Annotated in this window: 20 protein-coding genes and 1 pseudogene; 3 read left to right on the top strand and 18 right to left on the bottom strand. The window is 55.7% G+C overall.

Translation table 11 applies throughout. The features are described 5' to 3' along the window. From V7775_RS20315 to V7775_RS20255, 13 genes and pseudogenes are all read right to left on the bottom strand, one after another. On the bottom strand, positions 1 to 1,428 hold the full coding sequence (locus tag V7775_RS20315) for a TrbI/VirB10 family protein (protein ID WP_335753753.1): 1,428 nt from the start codon (positions 1,426 to 1,428) through the stop codon (positions 1 to 3). 2 nt (positions 1,429 to 1,430) lie between these two features. Continuing rightward, entirely contained in the window at positions 1,431 to 2,162 is a 732-nt protein-coding gene (locus tag V7775_RS20310; RefSeq protein ID WP_335753752.1) for a TrbG/VirB9 family P-type conjugative transfer protein, read from the bottom strand. 4 nt (positions 2,163 to 2,166) lie between these two features. Then, positions 2,167 to 2,838, bottom strand: coding sequence for a virB8 family protein (locus tag V7775_RS20305; RefSeq protein WP_335753751.1), 672 nt, complete (start codon positions 2,836 to 2,838; stop codon positions 2,167 to 2,169). A gap of 19 nt (positions 2,839 to 2,857) precedes the next feature. Continuing rightward, positions 2,858 to 3,870 (bottom strand): annotated as a pseudogene (locus V7775_RS20300) (type IV secretion system protein). Continuing rightward, positions 3,871 to 4,293, bottom strand: coding sequence for a hypothetical protein (locus V7775_RS20295; protein ID WP_335753750.1), 423 nt, complete (start codon positions 4,291 to 4,293; stop codon positions 3,871 to 3,873). Then, positions 4,290 to 5,057 carry a type IV secretion system protein gene (locus V7775_RS20290; protein ID WP_335753749.1) on the bottom strand — a complete coding sequence of 256 codons (768 nt, stop codon included), beginning with the start codon at positions 5,055 to 5,057 and terminating at the stop codon, positions 4,290 to 4,292. Before V7775_RS20290 ends, V7775_RS20295 begins: the two co-directional genes overlap by 4 nt. Next, positions 5,054 to 6,166 (bottom strand): lytic transglycosylase domain-containing protein, encoded by a 1,113-nt coding sequence (locus V7775_RS20285; protein WP_335753748.1) that lies wholly within the window; start codon positions 6,164 to 6,166, stop codon positions 5,054 to 5,056. Before V7775_RS20285 ends, V7775_RS20290 begins: the two co-directional genes overlap by 4 nt. Further along, positions 6,163 to 6,369: a hypothetical protein gene (locus tag V7775_RS20280; protein ID WP_335753747.1), complete on the bottom strand. Its 207-nt coding sequence runs from the start codon at positions 6,367 to 6,369 to the stop codon at positions 6,163 to 6,165. The genes V7775_RS20285 and V7775_RS20280 overlap by 4 nt, the downstream gene beginning before the upstream one ends. Next, a complete protein-coding gene (locus V7775_RS20275) occupies positions 6,366 to 8,756 on the bottom strand; it encodes a type IV secretion system protein B4 (protein WP_335753746.1) in 2,391 nt (796 codons plus the stop codon). The genes V7775_RS20280 and V7775_RS20275 overlap by 4 nt, the downstream gene beginning before the upstream one ends. Next, entirely contained in the window at positions 8,731 to 9,009 is a 279-nt protein-coding gene (locus V7775_RS20270; RefSeq protein WP_335753745.1) for a type IV secretion system protein VirB3, read from the bottom strand. Before V7775_RS20270 ends, V7775_RS20275 begins: the two co-directional genes overlap by 26 nt. A gap of 131 nt (positions 9,010 to 9,140) precedes the next feature. Further along, the gene (locus V7775_RS20265; RefSeq protein ID WP_335753744.1) at positions 9,141 to 9,422 is read right to left on the bottom strand and encodes a TrbC/VirB2 family protein; all 282 of its coding nucleotides are present in this window, start codon (positions 9,420 to 9,422) and stop codon (positions 9,141 to 9,143) included. A 14-nt stretch (positions 9,423 to 9,436) separates the two neighbouring features. Further along, positions 9,437 to 10,090, bottom strand: coding sequence for a lytic transglycosylase domain-containing protein (locus V7775_RS20260; protein ID WP_335753743.1), 654 nt, complete (start codon positions 10,088 to 10,090; stop codon positions 9,437 to 9,439). Further along, positions 10,074 to 10,388, bottom strand: a complete 315-nt coding sequence (locus V7775_RS20255; RefSeq protein WP_335753742.1) for a hypothetical protein — start codon at positions 10,386 to 10,388, stop codon at positions 10,074 to 10,076. The genes V7775_RS20260 and V7775_RS20255 overlap by 17 nt, the downstream gene beginning before the upstream one ends. Positions 10,389 to 10,519: 131 nt before the next feature. On the opposite strand from V7775_RS20255, the gene V7775_RS20250 reads away from it, so the two are divergent. Beyond that, on the top strand, positions 10,520 to 11,098 hold the full coding sequence (locus tag V7775_RS20250) for a hypothetical protein (RefSeq protein WP_335753741.1): 579 nt from the start codon (positions 10,520 to 10,522) through the stop codon (positions 11,096 to 11,098). Positions 11,099 to 11,664: 566 nt separating this feature from the next. Here V7775_RS20250 and V7775_RS20245 read toward each other — a convergent pair. After that, positions 11,665 to 12,678 (bottom strand): zinc-binding alcohol dehydrogenase family protein, encoded by a 1,014-nt coding sequence (locus V7775_RS20245; RefSeq protein ID WP_335753740.1) that lies wholly within the window; start codon positions 12,676 to 12,678, stop codon positions 11,665 to 11,667. A 68-nt stretch (positions 12,679 to 12,746) separates the two neighbouring features. Next, positions 12,747 to 13,289 (bottom strand): YbhB/YbcL family Raf kinase inhibitor-like protein, encoded by a 543-nt coding sequence (locus tag V7775_RS20240; protein WP_335753739.1) that lies wholly within the window; start codon positions 13,287 to 13,289, stop codon positions 12,747 to 12,749. A gap of 327 nt (positions 13,290 to 13,616) precedes the next feature. On the opposite strand from V7775_RS20240, the gene V7775_RS20235 reads away from it, so the two are divergent. Next, positions 13,617 to 13,991, top strand: coding sequence for a LysR family transcriptional regulator (locus V7775_RS20235; RefSeq protein WP_335753738.1), 375 nt, complete (start codon positions 13,617 to 13,619; stop codon positions 13,989 to 13,991). After that, positions 13,939 to 14,544 (top strand): substrate binding domain-containing protein, encoded by a 606-nt coding sequence (locus V7775_RS20230; RefSeq protein ID WP_335753780.1) that lies wholly within the window; start codon positions 13,939 to 13,941, stop codon positions 14,542 to 14,544. The genes V7775_RS20235 and V7775_RS20230 overlap by 53 nt, the downstream gene beginning before the upstream one ends. A gap of 35 nt (positions 14,545 to 14,579) precedes the next feature. On the opposite strand, the gene V7775_RS20225 is transcribed toward V7775_RS20230, so the two are convergent. The 3 genes from V7775_RS20225 to V7775_RS20215 all read right to left on the bottom strand — a co-directional run bounded on the left by V7775_RS20225 (position 14,580) and on the right by V7775_RS20215 (position 16,678). Next, positions 14,580 to 14,987 carry a DoxX family protein gene (locus V7775_RS20225; RefSeq protein ID WP_335753779.1) on the bottom strand — a complete coding sequence of 136 codons (408 nt, stop codon included), beginning with the start codon at positions 14,985 to 14,987 and terminating at the stop codon, positions 14,580 to 14,582. 69 nt (positions 14,988 to 15,056) lie between these two features. Continuing rightward, complete coding sequence (locus V7775_RS20220; RefSeq protein WP_335753737.1) at positions 15,057 to 15,425, bottom strand: hypothetical protein; 369 nt, start codon at positions 15,423 to 15,425, stop codon at positions 15,057 to 15,059. 71 nt (positions 15,426 to 15,496) lie between these two features. Beyond that, positions 15,497 to 16,678 carry an MFS transporter gene (locus V7775_RS20215; protein WP_335753736.1) on the bottom strand — a complete coding sequence of 394 codons (1,182 nt, stop codon included), beginning with the start codon at positions 16,676 to 16,678 and terminating at the stop codon, positions 15,497 to 15,499. Positions 16,679 to 16,696: the final 18 nt, after the last annotated feature.

Here is a 16,696-nt window from a genome sequence, read left to right as displayed (position 1 = left end):
TCAATAGATCACCACATCACGGTCGACGAGAACTGTCACGGATGCACCTTGATCAATATAAATAGTGGGTGAGATCGAAACCTGCTCAGCGATCACAGACCCCATAGCGTCTTCCAGATCTCCGGAAACCCCCTGAAGTACTTCGCTGGCTGTTTCATTGTCAGTGCTGTTTGCGGCGACAGCGGGAGTTGCGCCAATGAGCGAGATGAGCGCCGCGCCGCCAAATCGTTCAGCGAACTTCGTGTCCACGATTCCAGTTAACCCAGAGCGCCCAAGCTGGTCGCCGCCAACCGAGGCGATTTCTATCGACGTCCCATCAGGGGTCAGCACGCGGGTCCATAGGATCAGGATACGTTTCTGGTTCAACTCAATTCCAGACCGATATTGGCCAAAAAGACGGGAGCCGCGCGGGATCAATATCTGATCGCCAGAAAACGCAGGCACCGGTTCAGACACAACCGCCACAACAGAGCCCGGCAAGTCGCTGTTGATAGCCGTCTGCAAGGCGGCTTGGATGACGGACCCTTGTGAGAGCGTTCTCTCTGGGAAGGCCATCTGGGACGCTTCTTGAATTTCCAGTGGCCTTGCGCCTTGCCGGAGATACTGTTCATTTTCAGAAAGGGTTGGCCCATCTGCTCCGGTGGCTGCATTTGGGTTCGTCGTTCCAGCTGATGCAGCGCGTGGACCGTCGGCATAGACAACCGATGGCGAGACAATCTGCGCGGTAAGTAATTCTTGAGCCACCCGTTCGGCTTCACGCAGCCGTTGTTCTTCCTCTTGGCGCCGGCGTTCTTCAAGCAACCTTTGATCTGCAATCAATCCATCGCGCGCCATTTCTGCCTCAAGGCCTTCGCGCTGCGCGCGTTCGGCGTCCAACATCGCTTGGAGGCCAGACAGCCGCGCTTCGTTCTGTCGCTGCGCGTTTTGCAACTCGGTGTCTTTGGCGGCAATGGATGCTTCAAGCGCGTCGGTCTGAACCTGAAACGCTTCTCGTAAATCAGACACAGCTTCTTGGATTTCGGCGTTGCGGGCGGACTGGCTCGCAGCAAGCGCTTCCCTCAGCTTTGCGATTTCTTCTAAGACTGCGGCACTGGGTTCTGCCGCTGGGGCAGGGGCTGGCACATCGAGTGCCTCTTCAACCGCGATCAGCGCATCATTAACCCGCTGTTCCGCTTCATCCGGCGGGAATTCTAGCCTCCCGCCATTTCCGGTGCGTTGGTCTTGAAAGGTCTCAACATCAGAGGTTTCTAAGCCTTCGGTGCCGTCTTGCAGATTTGCTGCCAGAAAGTAGGCAGCACCACCGCCGCCAAGGGCAAGAGCGATCGCCAATGCCCCGACACCGATGTTGCCGCTACGGCGTTTGACTTTGCCCTTCTGGCTGAACGTGCTGAGGCGGTATTGCAGGTCGGGTGTGTTCTCATCTGCCATGATCAGTTGCTCACATAAATTGCGCTGTCATCGCGCAAAGCGCAGATGGCCTCGTCGCCAATCCGCAGAGTCCAAAACTGGTTCACGCCAAGCACCCGGACAGTGTTGCCTTGCTGGGTCCAGTTCACGGTGCGTTCGCGGCCTTGATCGTCTGCCTTGAACACCGCGGGTTGGCGTCCGTTTTCGGGGAAGGCGAAGTAAGTGTACCGCCCGTCGTCATAGATATGGGTTGGGCGGAAATCGCCTTCGCCAGCAACGCGATAGCTGTAATTGCGCGGTGCTTCAAAGCCCTTGGGTTGGGTATTGGCCGCTGCCACCCGACGCTCGTCTTCGGGATAACGAAACCGCACCTCGAAAAACATGCCTGAGCGACCCGGAATGGCCCCTTCCCGGAGATGGAAGGAATATGTCCTCCGGTTGGTGATTACCGTCATGTTGGTTGAGGCACCTTGCACGTGCGGTTTGATGGTCAGCACGTTTCCAAGCTCAGGGATCGGATCGACTTGGAAACTCTCGGTGTCGCCAACAATGACGGCGTCAAACCGTTCGCCCTGCCCAAAGTGGATGGTCGTTGAATGACGCAGGTCAGTCTCAATCACAAAGACTTGGTTCTCAACATAAGTCGCGGTGCGCACGCGGTTGTCGAGCGACCCGCTTCGCGGAACGGCCTCGGACAGGGCGGGGGACGCCGATAGCAATGCGGCAGCGCAGATCAAACGGGCAGCGATATTCAAGGGATCAGTTCTCCAAAGTCTCAGCGTCGACGCGGTATGAGGTGACCACGAAGCCCAAGGGGTTGGCCCAGACGTCTTGCAGGCGCTGGCGGGTTTCAGGTTCAAAGGCATAACCAGCAGTGGCGACATAGCTGCGCGTCACGGTGCGGGTGTCGCGCGTGCGGCGCAGGGTGCGGGTAAAGCGGATTTGGGCGACGCCGGGTTCAATTTGGTTTACAGATTTGATTACCACTTCGATGACGGCATCGCGGCCATAAACAGCGATAGGGTAGTCTTCGTTGGACGAGGTCCAAAGATCACGCAGGGTGCGTGCGGCATCCCCATCTGAGCGCTCGAGCACCGAATTGATCCGTTGTTCGCCATCGGTCAAATCATAGGTTTCACGATCATCCACATAGGCCACAAGGTTGGCTTGAATGATGGCGTCACTCTCGGACAACGACAGCGCTTGGACAGCTGCGACGCGGTCCATTTGGCCAGTTTCTTTGTCCACGACGACAACAAAGGTTTCAATCGACTTCAATGGGAACAAGCTTGCACCCGCGACAATTCCTGCCAGCCCGACCAGAACGCCAGCGGCGGCCACAAAATACGCAAAGCGTTCGCGTCTTCGCGGGCCGTAGATAAAATCCACTGCAAAAGCGTCACTTTGATCTTGGCTCGTTGTGCTCTTCATTTTTGGTGTTGGTCTTTCATCATGAGGCGCGGAAGGATTTGACGGTGTTCAGGGCTGAGGCTGGTGTTCTGCGGATCGCTTCGCCGGTTTTGACAACACCGCTGTTCACGGCTTGCTGGAGCTCTTGCGGTGATTTGCCTGTTGCGAGGCGCGTGGCACTGCCCGTGCCGTAAACGCTTGTGTTGACGATGCCGCGACGCGCCAGCCCCGTCAGTCCAACAGCGTTGGAGGCGATGCCCATCACGCCGGTTAGGTTGGAAGCGATGTAAGGGACGGATGCCATAATCCGGCGCTGAGCAGCAGAATGACCAAGAATGGCAAGATGAGACTGACGGTTTCGACATCGACGGGATCGGCGGACGCATCGCCAATGGCTTCTGCGATCGCAACGATAATGCCAGCAGCACCCGCAGCGGCGACGGGCATCAGAGCATAGCCGATGGTTGCACGGCTCCAGGCCTCAAAGAGAGATTGGGTTGGTTTGAAAAGCGATGTGATGATCATAAAAGGGGCGATCACGATCATCAGCGCAAAGACGATCTTGGCGAATGCGATGATGCCAGCAGTGACCGCCGCGAAAAGTGCTGAGAGAACAAAGAAGATTGCGCCGAGCACTGCGCCAAAGACCCAACCCGCTTGGTCGCCGATCGTGTCGCCGTAGGCCGTGATACGGGCCACCATATTGTCGAGGCTCTCATAGACGCCAGCCTCGTCGCCAGATCCTGTGAGAGCGAGAATGGATGCGCCGACGGAGTCTGGCACTTGTGTTACGATGCCGTATATGACGCTGAAATTATCCCAACTCTGGGCAAAGATGGCGACCAGCGAGATTTTGATCCCAAACGCAAATGCGCTGCCAAATGTCATGGGCCTGAGTTGCATTACAACATTGATGCCCAGCAAGACGAGCAACAGGACTGCACCTGCTGTGATGACATTGCCCACTGCCGCAGCCGACGAAATGAAACCATCTTGTGCGACGCTGTCGACAGCTGCATCGACCTGATCGAGGATATCGCTGATAATCCCCATCTATTCTGAACAACCCTCGGCGTGCTTGGCCTCAAGCGCATCGGCCATGGCATAGAGGTCGAGGACTTTGAACGGCAGGCGCGGATTGTCGGACGTTTGAAAGCGCGGCAGTTCCGCGAGTGCCATGTCCCATGTGAATTCGCCTAGGAGGCAATCACAGGTCTCGGCTTCAAGATGCCGCTCGGCGACAAGGATGCGCAATATCGCGCGATATCCGTTTCGTTGGTAAGCCGTCTCCGCGAGATCTGCAGGTGGGCGCGGAACGCGGCAGGCCTCCCCAGCATCAGGGGTAATGGCCATTGAATGGAATGGCTTTGGCCCACCGGATGTTGAACTTGGTGTTTCAGCTAGAGCAGACATCGGCAGCAAAAGGGCAAGTGCTGCAACGGCCGAACAGAGCCCATTTGGGGCTTTCATCATCATGGGTCTACCGCCATAGACCTGAATCGCCGCTCGTCAGCCAATGTCGCCGCGTCGACCACACCAAGCTGTCCAGCGCTGACACCTTGGGCCGCTTCCAAGCGCCAAATTTGGGTCAGGATGATCCCAAGTTCGACAGTGACCCGCGTGTTCAAATCAACGGCCGCTTTCAATCCGTCCTGATCGTCGATGAGGCCAACCATCGTCTCGAGCCGTTCTAGACTTTGACCTGCCTCAGCATGGCTTTCTTGGGCAGCCACTGACAACATGGCGCTGGCGCCTGCGGATGTCGCGATACGGTTGTCAGCTGGTTGTGGCGATGACGAGAGGGTGCTCAAGGTCTCAGGTGTAAACCCACTGCCAGACAGCACACGTTCTACTGAAGCTTCCAGTTCCGCGCCGGGACTAAAGCCACTCAGGAAATCTCCGCTCGCCAGTGAGCGCGCTGTATTTAGTGGGCCAACAAGTTTGCCCCGCAAGGCGCGGAATTCCTCAACCGATGCAAAGAGACCGCTCAGCCCGCTGCCTTCGATAAGAGATGCCAACTGGGCGTCCAAGTTAAGAAGCTGGGAAAGCTGCGTCTCAAGTTCCAGCCGCATGGTGGCCAGCTGTTGCAGCTGCACATTCAGGTCTTCGGCCATGTGCTCAAGTTGCGCGACCAGCTGGCCAAGTTGTGAGCCGTCAAACGTCGGCACGCCTTGTGCGCGCGCTGGCGTCGAAAGGCCAAGGGCGGTTATCGCCGCGACCGAAAGAAGAAGCTGTTTCAATTTGGCACTCCCATTCGCATGAATTCACGCTCGGATAGGCGGTCCGCGACCAGATGTTGGGCATGGGCCGCTTCGCGCTGTTGGTTGGCTGCCATCAGCCTGACGCGCAGATTTAAAATGCGAGCGATTTCGGCTTTGGCGTAGGTGTTGAGTTCCCACGCGGCTTTGGCATTTGGTTGCGTATCGATCTGCAGAATGATCGCGCGCAGGCGGTTGATAACCTGCATCGTCGTGGCATGGCTGCTTGCCGCATAGTAGACGCCTGCATCCGAGACGTTGGCGTATTCCGCGAGGGCGAAGTCTGGGGACGACAGCGTGCCAAGTGCGTCTGCCCCGCCGACAACGGCTAGGTATTCGTTGTAAAACTTGGAGATATTGCGCACGTAGCCTTGGGTCTCAGTGAAAGGCGGCACGCCGCCATACTCGATCACGCGGCCGGGACCTGCGTTATAAGCGGCGAGGGCATGCGGGATATTGCCAAAGCGGTTCAGCTGGGTCGTGATGTAGCGCGCACCGCCACGCAGATTATCCATCGGATCATAAGGATCTACGCCCATGTCCGACGCCGTGCCGGGCATGAGCTGGGTCAGGCCGTAAGCACCAACATGACTTTCAGCCGTAATGTTAAACCGGCTTTCTTGCTTGATCAGTGCCTGAAACAAGCAGCGCCATTGCGTGGCCGACAGACCAGCCCGTGCAACGCCCGGCGCACTGGCATATTCGCCTGCAACCCGCACAATCATCATCTCAACTGTTTCACGCACCTCGCCAAAGAGACGGCTGTTCATCGGGCTTGTATCGGTGTTGGGATAGACCGAGGCGACACCAAAATCCGCGTTGCCTTCAAGGGCGCTGATATCAAAACCCGGACCGGTCATGGCGGCAGAAATAGCTTCAAGCGTGCGCAGCTGATCCGCTTGGACGTCTGCTATGGAGGTGCGTTCAGTGTCTTTGTCACCTTGAGTTCCCAAATCCTGAACCAATGCGGTCACGCGCGCGATGGTTTGCCCGATCGCGGCATTGTCTTGCGTAGGCACACCTTGGGCGAAGGTTGTTGTTGCATGTAGGCAGAGGCAAAGCCCGGCAGTTATGATTGCAGGGCGGCTCATTCTGGGCGCGGCAGGGCTTCGAAAGTACAGTCTTTGTCGCTCTGGTCTGAAACGATTGCTGTCGCCGCGAATGATACCGCTGCGCGTGTCACCAGAGGCTCGCCATTGCGACCGAGGCAGGGCGACGTTTTCTCGGTGTATTGCTCGCATGCTGATAGCAGCGGCACCGCAGCTACGATGAAGAGAAGTGGGGAAAGTCTCATTGAGGTCTCCAAAAATCAGGGTTTGTGCGCCAGTCAGCTGGTACGCGGGCCTCACCAGTGGCACCGCCGCCAAGGATCGGCAGTAAGTCGCCAAGAGCAGAGAGATCAGCATCAACAAAGACGCTGTCGCCTGCGGAGCGCACCAACGCGATGCGTTGGCCAATGGTGGGTTGGACGAGCAAAGCGGCTTCCTTGGCGTTCACCCGCAGGAAGTCATAATCGGCAATTGTGGCGCGGTCGTTGGGGAACAGGATCTGCGTTGGGACAGTTTCAACAATGGTTTTGCCAACGCGGCTGTCGCGCAACTGGCTGGGATACTGCGTCATCATGATCACGACGCAGTTCATTTTGCGCAGGGTCACGAGCCAGTTTTCCAAACGTGCGCCGAAATAAGGATCATCAAGCAGCTTCCATGCCTCGTCTAAGACGATGATCGTGGGGCGGCGGTCCTCAACAACGCGTTCGATTTGGCGGAAAATGTAGGAGAGTACCGCCATGCGCTCGGTTGTCATGTCGAGAATTTCAGTCATATCAAACCCGACGATATCGCCTGAAAGATCGAGGCTCTGCCCACGGTCAGGTTCGTCAAACACCCAGCCAAATCGCCCGCCCGGTGCCCATTCGGCGACGCGGGATTGCAGTTCACCATCGTCATCCAGGGACTGGAACAAGGTCTCAAAGCTGGCAAACCGCTGTAGGGCAGCACCTGCATCTGCATTCTGTGTTACCGCACCCTGGATATGGCGCGACTGTTCGCCTGATAAGGCGCCACTGCGGGTGAGCAAAGTTGCCAACCAATCAGAAAGCCACGCGCGGCCACGTTCATCGGTTTCAGAGGCGAGCGGGTTAAGGCCTGTGGGCACGCCTGCGCGGATTTCATTGTAGCGACCACCCAAAGCTCGGACTGCCATTTCCAAGCCGCGATCTTTGTCAAAGAAGAATAGCCTTGCTCCGACACGTTGCGCTTGGGCGGTGAGAAAGGCTGTGGTCAGTGTTTTGCCTGTTCCTGTGCGGCCCAAAACCAGTGTGTGACCCACTGTCGGTTCTTTGCCTGCAGCCCCCGCTTCGTGGAAGTTGAAGCGATAGCCTGATGTACCGACCGTTGGCAGGACCGCAATGCTCTGGCCCCATGGGCTTTCGTCGTTGCTCCGCCCTTCGACGCTGCCGTGTAGTGCTGCGAAGTCAGCAAAGTTGGTTGAGGAGATCGGCGTCTTGCGGGCGCGGTAACCAAAGTTACCCGGGCTCTGTGCAAAATAGGTGGCTTTGAGGGCCATATTCTCGCGCACGATCACAGCCATGATTTCTTGTCCAACACGTTTGATCTGCGCCGCAGCGCGTTCAAGCGTGTCGCGGTCAGGCGCATAGACCGCGATGGAAAGGTGATGGTCACCAAAAGCGATGCGCCCGGCTTCTTGATCGTCTGCCGCCAAGGCCAGCTGGTCGCGCAGAGATACAGCAGCATCATCGGATGCATGCATCTGTCTGATGATCCGTTGGATGCGCTCGGCCATGATGTTGTTCGGGATCGGGCTGAAAGAATTGGTCAACACGATATCGAGCGGCAGGTCTAACGCATCGAGCAAGGTCACGTCGGTCAGCGCGGGATAGGTCTTAATGCTGAAAAGTGCCCCATATTTGACGGCACCCGTCGTCGCGCATGTAGCGGTGACCACATCGCCATCAAATGTTGCGCGGCAATCACTGATGGTATGGGAAAGGGGCAGGGGGCTTTGACCAAATGCAATAGGTGAAAAGCTTCCCGCGTTTAGGGTGTTCAGATAGCCCAACCATTCACCGCCTGTCTTTGTTAAACGGACAGGGTTTGCCGAAGACAGCGCCACCGCGAAGAAGCCCATGACTTCATTGAGTTCTTGGACACGGGCCGCGCGGTCTTTGATCCATGCTTTGCGGGCGAGTGCGCGCAGGAACGGAATGCGGGCCGCGAGATTGGGGCGGCGAATGACACTCAGATACATCTGCCTCTTGGAAGGTCGCAGGCCTTTGATATGAGCAGCCCATCGGGCATCAACATGGGACGCGAAGGTATCGCCTTCAACGGGCTTAAGGTTCAAGTCTTGCGGAACAGAGACGCGGTGGATGTAGAAACCGAACGCGTTCCCGGTTTGGGCCACGATCGCTGCAACCGCGCGCTTGAGCGCATCAAGGCGATCATCCTCGGTGGTCATGGGGTTGAGGCCATCAAGGCGCAGTGTTGCGAGCAGATCTCCCTCGCGCAGAACCATCACATCGTCCGTTGCTAAAGCAAAATAGGGCAGGTGCTCCGCAAGGTAGCTTTCACGGGCAAATTCTGTTCCGCCAGCTTCATGCACCGCGGGGCCGATGCCGCTCAGAGTTCCACTATCAAGCGCCAAAGCTGTCACCCCCATGATGCGCGCGGTTTTTGGTGGAACGAACAGTGCCGAATGAGATGCGCAGTACCTCAAAGAAATGAGGTTCTTTGTCCGCAACAAACCAAAGAATGGGATAGGCGATGATCCCGATCAGGAAAAAGATCAGGGATTTAGTCCAGATAAACGGCAGAACGACCCCCATGGCCAACATCACCAAATATCCCACAGGGAGACCTAGGTATTTGGGTGGTCGGGCGAGGCCGAGGAAAAGGGGGGATCGTTCCGCCATCTAGTACCTTTCCCGCTCAGAAAAAAATGGGCGTCCGGAGGGCAACTCGAGGCAGCGTTTGCGAAGCACAACGCGTTCGAGCTGACCGCAGGATTCCGGCTTGTGGGAAAGGGGCAGTGCTCTCCAGCTCATTAGGTGAACCCATCTACGATGGTGCCCGCCGAGAAGATCAGCACGATGCCAATGATAACTGAAGCGAACCATCCCCAGTTCAGCCGCCCCATCATACACATAAAGCCGGTGCCGATGACCGCGAGCGTAGACACTGCAACGCCAATCGGGCCCGTCATGGCCGCCTCAACAGATTCAAGCATTGTAACGATGGGCGACAAGTCTTGCGCGAAGGCAGGAGAAGCAACAAGCGCCAGGGTTGCGGTTATCAGTGGCAAGTTTCGTGAGTGGTGTCTTGGCATGAAAATGTCCTTGATCAGTTCAGGTCGATAATGACGGGTGCACGTGTGGGTGCCGTACTGGCGACGCGAATTGATGGCTCTGGCGACGCTCCACCCGAGAGCCGCTCGCGAATGTCGTGGATACGCGCGATGTAGCCTCGCGTTTCTGCAAATGGCGGGACGCCTGCATATTGCACGACACGGTGCGGGCCTGCGTTGTAGGCAGCCAAAGCGAGATCAACGCTGCGAAATTCTGCAAGCTGCGCCAACAAATAACGCGCAGCACCATCGAGATTTTGGGAGATGTTACGCGGATCAACACCAAGGTCCTGCGCGGTTGCTGGCATCAACTGCCCTAAGCCGAATGCACCTTTTGGACTGATTGCGGTGGGATTGTAGGTGCTCTCCGCCTCGATCATGGCCTGAAACAGGACGTGCCAATCTCGTGTCGAAAGGCCCGCTCTTGCTATTGCTCTGTTGTCTTGGTGGCGGATGGCCGTCTGACCAATGAGTGCTAGAACTTGGGTTGTGGCTCCAACGGGCGGCGCAAGACGTGCCACTTCTGAAGCAGGGACTTCGATAGCGTCATCGGCACTGGCCCAGTTCGGCCGTGTTCCATGAAACGTCCAGCCAGACGTCGTGGCTGATCCGTCAGCGCGAAACGCTAAGACGTCAGCTGTCGCCCTCAAAGGCAATACTGTAGTCAGCACCAAAACGCAGATCGCGCCCGTCGCCAAACTCGAGGTGATGCCTGAAAAGCCCTGGCCAGATGTTGAAATATCGCGCTTCAGGTCCAAGCGGTGTGATCCGTGTAGACACAAGAATCGCCTCAGGTTCACCTTTGCGCAGATAGATGCACTGGTAGCGCGGCTTGCCATCGTCAGTGAACCCCACGAGTTCATACCGGCAGTGGAACGCAACGCCCTTCTTTCGAAGGTCTTTGACCCCATCAAGTGTGATCAAGATTTGATTGCGCGCTATCGGCATTTGGACTCTCCCCTTGAGAGCCCTTCTAGTCCGCCCCAGTACAAGCGGAAAGACACATTGAGTCAATATCATATATTGCAGAAAATGACAAAATGATAAAACATGGCACCATTACAACTCAGGAGAGAACAATGCGGCAGTATCTATCAGCAATAATCCTTGGTTTTTTGGCGACGTTTGGCGCACCACAAAAAGCGCAGGCCTACGATGTCGACTGTGCCATTATGCTTTGTATGGCAGGTGGCTTTCCACCAAATGCCGTTTGTGCGCGTGCCTATAGAACCATGATCCGGCGCATAACGCCGTGGCCCAGCCGGCCACCTTTTGGCATTTGCACCTTTGCCGCAGTTCCAGTTGAGTTGGGCGGCCCTGGTGGAGAGGGTGAAGTTGATACCGCGCTGCCCGAGTATGAATGGCTCAACCGAACCCATGTGATTTGGTTTACGGGTAGGTCTTACACACCGCGCGATGATCCAAGACAGTGGGATTGGAGCATTCGATCTTGCGACCGTGAGAACAGAACTTGCCGATACATCGCGCGGGTTTATGGATCGCATACCCGCTGGCCCAGTTCATTTGTCTCTGAGAGTGGCCTGACCATATTGTTGCCGGTTGGGGGGAGCTATGGAGATTTTTACGCACGCGATATCATGGTCGAATATGGCGATTACGAGGGCAACATGGGTCATTCGGACTGGTTTTCTTACTGACTATTTCTCAGGTGTCTTTATTGAGTATGGGCGAATAGTCACCTTTTCGAGATCCACTCGTATAGGGTTGACGTGCCAGCTTCGTTCAACTTTGCCCGTATTCCAACGGTAGTCAGTGAAGACGAGGGTTTCGGCATTGTCGACCGTCCCAAAGCCTTCCTGAAATGGCACTGCGATAATTTTCTTAACTTTCACAGGGCTGAATCTTCACTTGTTACATCGCATGAAATGGGGTGTGCTGATCGTCAATTCCGAGCGCTTTACGATGTAGTGTACTCTACAAACGTCATGGTTGAATAAGTGGAATGATGATTGCAGTTGGAACGTAAAGTCGTTGATGTTTGCTGTGAGGCTATGGTTCTTTATATATCTAATCGGATGAACCTGTGTACTGTCCCTGATATCGTAAATTGGGCCATATGCCCGTTTATGTTTCACAGTTCGGGATTGTGCCCGACAGATGTTTAAAATGTTCAAGAAATCGATTTGAAACTGCGATCCGATGCCTAACAGAACAAGCGAAGGTACGGCGTGGTGCTTGGCCATTTTCTGGCCAAGCACGTTTGCTATAGAAATCCCTCGATGACAATCTTGCCTTTGGCCTGACCCGTTTCGACCAACCGGTGCGCTTCGCGCATGTTCGCCGCGTTGATGGGCGACAGGATTTCCGACACGGTGGTCCGAATGCGGCCTGCGTCAATCTCGTCGGCAACATAGCTTAGCAGATTGTGCTGCTCGATCATGTCAGGGGTTTGGTGCATGGAGCGCGCGAACATAAATTCCCAGTGGAGGCTGGCCGCCTTCATCTTCACGCCACCCATTGGCATCGGCAAATCGGTGTCATCAATCGATACGATACCGCCCTGTGCGCGGATCAGCTCAACAGCGGTTTCCCAATGGCGCATGTCGTTGAAAATCGCGATGTGATCGACGTTATGCATGCCCAAAGCACGGACCTGCGCGACGATATCTTCGCGGTGGTTCACGACATGATCTGCGCCAAGGTCTTTGACCCACGCCGTTGTTTCAGGGCGTGATGCGGTTGCGATGACGGTTAGGCCCGCGGCCTTTGCAAGTTGAATGCCGATCGAGCCGACACCACCACCTGCGCCGATAATCAGGATGGATTGGCCTGCATCTGCACCATCGCGGTCAATGCCAAGGCGGTCAAAGAAGGCCTCGTATGCGGTGATTGTGGTCAGCGGCAGGGCGGCTGCTTCAGCGTGAGACAATATTTTTGGTTTGCGTCCGACGATGCGTGCATCGACAAGGTGGAATTCCTGATTGGTGCCCGAACGTGTGATGTCGCCTGCATAGTAGACGTCATCGTCCACTTTGAAGCTTGTGACATCGGGGCCGATTGCGGCGACGGTTCCGGATGCATCGTATCCGATAACGCGTGGTGTTTCTTCGACCTTGTCTTTGGGTGCGCGAACTTTGGTGTCCACGGGATTGATTGCAATCGCTTTCACGTTGACCAGAATATCGTGGCCCGTTGGTGTGGGTTTATCAAGTTCAACGTCAAGGAATGCTTTTGGGTCTTCGACGGGAAGATAATGAGTAAGTGCTACGGCTTTCATGGGATTTTCCTTTCGCAGAAATATGAATCTGGGTGGTAGCCGTCCGGTGTATCCGAACGGCACATTTGTTATTCGCTACGTGGGCCTGCAACGATGTTCAGCGTGGCGGTTTCAAGCGTATGTTGATAGATGAAAAAGCCTGTCAGTGCAGCACTTGCGCCTGCGGGTGCGCCAAGTTCATCGGTCTCCAATGCGTGGACCGTAAAGGTGTAATTGTGCACAGTGCCAACCGGTGGGCATGGGCCGCTATATCCGGCAACGCCTGCATCATTGTTTCCTTCGATTGCCCGATCTGGGATCGCATCCGACGCGATGCTGGTTGCAGACGCAGGGATGTCGGTGAGAACCCAGTGCCAAAAGCCGCTGCCAGTTGGCGCATCATGGTCGTAGAATGTAACCGCGTAGCCGTTCGTGCCTTCGGGGGCGCCTGTCCAGTTTAGTGTCGGGCGAGCATTGGCGCCGGAACAGCCAAAGTTGTCCCAATATTGATCGGCTGCAATCGTCTGGCCCTCGGCGATGTTCGGGCTGGTGACGTTGAATGATCCTTCGGCAAAAACCGGGGTTGCCATCATTGTGGCGGCGGTGATCGCGATAAGTGCAGAGCGTTTCATGGCGTTTCCTTTGGGTATATTTTGTGGCGACCGCGACTATGTTCGCGGTTTAATCAGTTTTGAATGTGCTGCATTGGAGTTGCCCATATGCGGATGCGTCGGGTAATTTTGGAGGCACCCGTTGCAAATGCCGTGTGGATGAATTGACCCAATTGAACCATCGCGATTGAGCGTTCGATGTGGGCTTGGCGTTTGCCCTGAGCGATTTGGTCTGGCGTGATATTGGATCATTGATCCCGCTTTCTTGTTGTTAAAGTCTGTCGCCGTTTGTGGTGGCGTGTTTGTGAAACAACACCTAACGCACTTGCTTGATCGGGATAATTGATCTTGAAATACAATCTCTATTTGGCAAAACGGGATAATGAGTTTGACCTGAAAACCTTGGAATTTTACGTCCGTGTGGCTGCTGCTGGTGCGATTGTGCGTGCAGGGTTGGAGTTTGGATTCTCTGCAACGACGGCATCGCAGCGCATCCAACCCCTTGAAACCCAAATCGGATGTAAGTTGCTGAACAGGACCACGCGCTCGGCTTCTTTGTCTGCCGATGGTGAGTTGCTTCTGGCCCATGCAAAGAAGATTTTGGCCGATGTTGATGATGCGTTGACCAGCATGCAGGGCGCTGACACGCCGCTTGCGCGGCCAATTGCGGGTGGTGGTGTCAGCCTCTTTTGGCCGAAGATATGTTGCACCCCATATTGGTGAATTCTTGCGCGCGCATCCGGAGGTGTCGATCAATCTTGAGCTAAGGGATACCACGTTTGACATTGTTCAGCACGGTTTTGATCTGGCGCTGCGTATTGGATCGCTCGTGCCGTCCACATTGATGGCGCGTAAAATCGCTGACAATCCGCGTATTCTGGTGGCAGCGCCCACCTATATAAAGCTGAATGGCACGCCGTCGTCTCCTGCCGATCTTGCGGATCACAATTGTATTGTTCTGAATGAAAATAGAGTTTGGGGTCTGCGTGCCACGGATGGCACGACCGTAGAGACTCGCACGCAGGGCATTTTTACCACCAGTTACGGCGAAGCATTGACCGAGGCGGCGTTGGCTGGTGTCGGTGTTGCGTTGAAATCAAAGTGGGATGTTTTGAACTATTTGACCGATGGATCGCTTGTTCCGGTCTTGCCCGATTACGCAGTTGAGCCGGAGTGGAGCATCTGGGCGGTCCGTCCGCCGGGCCGTTTGGTGTCGGCGCGGGTGCGGGCTTTCACAGAATTTATCGAGCAGAAGCTGCATGAAGCGCTAGAGTAAACGGGCGCCAGAGTATCATCCGGCGCCCTGAGTTTTTAATCGAAGGAGTGCTTGGGCATTTCTGGGAACTTGTTTTTGAGCCATGTATCGACCGAAACTGGCCCCCCACCAATAAACGCAAAGATGGAGACGGCAAACATCCACAGCGCTGGAAATTCCCAACCGCCTGTTGTTAGCACCCAAACGTAGCCAACTCCAAAGTGACCCCCCAGACCGACCGAGACGAATAGATAGGCAACGGCCCCCAGCGCCGCGATACGTGTCATGAACCCGGATGCCAGCCCGATTGTCACGGCCATTTCGATCAGGCCAGCAAGGACCACCATTGCGGTAGGGAAGGGCTGGTTGATGCTGGCAAAGTAACCTGTGAACACGCTAAAGGGGATTGGCCCTGCGAACAGATGCTCCGCGCAGTGCGCGATGAACATCATCCCGACATAGATGCGCAGAAACGTCTGCGCCCAGTCGGCTGTGGACGCGCGGCTGTTCGTGGCGACATCGCGACGTGCGATTTACAACATGTGAAACGCGAGAACAATAAAAAGCGCGACACTTGTATATGCAATCGCCGGAATGCCCGGCCCAGTTTCTGCAACAAGTAGCGGATCGAGGGATGCAAGTGAAACGCCCTCGAGCCGTAGTGTCGAAAGCAAACGCCCGATGACGAGCGTTCCCAACAGCGCAAGGGTTGGTGCAAAGATGTCTGATGGGTTCCGCCAAATTGCGATGATACCGATAGCGAGTATGACAAAGAACTCGGCGACTGAAATCGCGGTCCAGAGCGGAATGGGCAATGTGAAGATCGCATAGGCGGTTTGGGCGGCAAGCCCGATCCCGATAAGGGTCGCGGCCAATGTTGTCAGATGAAATGCGCGGGACATGTCGCGGCTCCTTTTGTGGAAAAATATGTGGATCGGCCCAATGACTTGGGCCGATCCAATTGTCGCTTCACTTACGCGGCAGTTTGTGGCTGCTTTGAAGGGTTTTTGCGTTCTTGCCAGATGATGAACAACAACCCAACCGCAGGGACGATGATCGCGGCGAAGGGAATATAGCTTGGCCCCCATGTGCTATCGACCACGATCCCACCGATGATCCCGCCCAAAGCGTTGGCGATGTTGAAGGCCGAGATGTTGGCTGTTGCCGCAAGCTCGGGGGCTTCACCACCGTGTTTCATGACGCGCATCTGCATTGGTGGCACGTTGGCAAAGGATACGATGCCGAAGACAAAGGCAGCGGCAACAAACAGGTAAGGTTGCGAGGCGACCAATCCGACAACAACAAGCGAGACGATCATTGCAGCAGGCCAGCCGATCAGGGACGCGGACAGGTTCCGGTCAGCGGTTTTGCCACCGATGGTGTTCCCGATTACCAAACCCAAGCCGACTATAACCAAGATCCAAGTCAGGGACGACCGGCTAAAGCCTGCAACCTCTTCTGCGATTGGGGCGATGTAGCCGTAGAAGGTCATAAATCCGACCCAGCCCAATGTTGTGATTGCAAGACTGGCAAGCAATTGCGGGTTCTTGAATGCGCCGATTTGGTTACGGACGGATTTTGGTACTTCGGCCTCTTGACGCGGGATTGCGAAGGTAATTGCGATAGCGGCCAAGGCACCGAGGGCTGCAACCACGACAAAAGTGACATTCCAGCCAAATGCGTTGCCGATCCATGCCCCACCGGGGACGCCTAGGACGTTGGCAAGTGTAAGACCCGCAAACATCTGGCCGACGGCTTGTCCCGCCATTTTGTCAGAGACCAACCGTGTCGCGACGACTGCGCCGATCCCGTAGAATGGCCCTTGTGTCAGACCCGCCATGACGCGGCTAAACATCAATGTTGTATAATCTGTCGAGGCGGCGGTGATCAGGTTGGATACCACAAACAAGAGCATCAGGCCGATCAACACTTTGCGTTTGTCATAGCGCGCGAGCCAGAGTGTCAGGATCGGACCGCCGATAACAATGGCCAACGCATAGCCGGTAATCAGGTGGCCTGCCTGACCTTCGGAAATATTTAAGGTTTCGGATACTTGGGTGAGAATACCGGCAATCACAAATTCTGCGGTGCCGATTGCGAATGCGGCCAAGGTCAAGATCCAGACCTGTAACGGCATTCTCGATTTTAGTGACATGATGCGTTCCTTTCTTGG

This window comes from Sulfitobacter sp., assembly GCF_036960155.1.
Classification (GTDB): domain Bacteria; phylum Pseudomonadota; class Alphaproteobacteria; order Rhodobacterales; family Rhodobacteraceae; genus Sulfitobacter.
The sequence above is the reverse complement of the archived record's forward strand: the minus strand, read 5'-3'. Positions and strand labels throughout refer to the sequence as shown.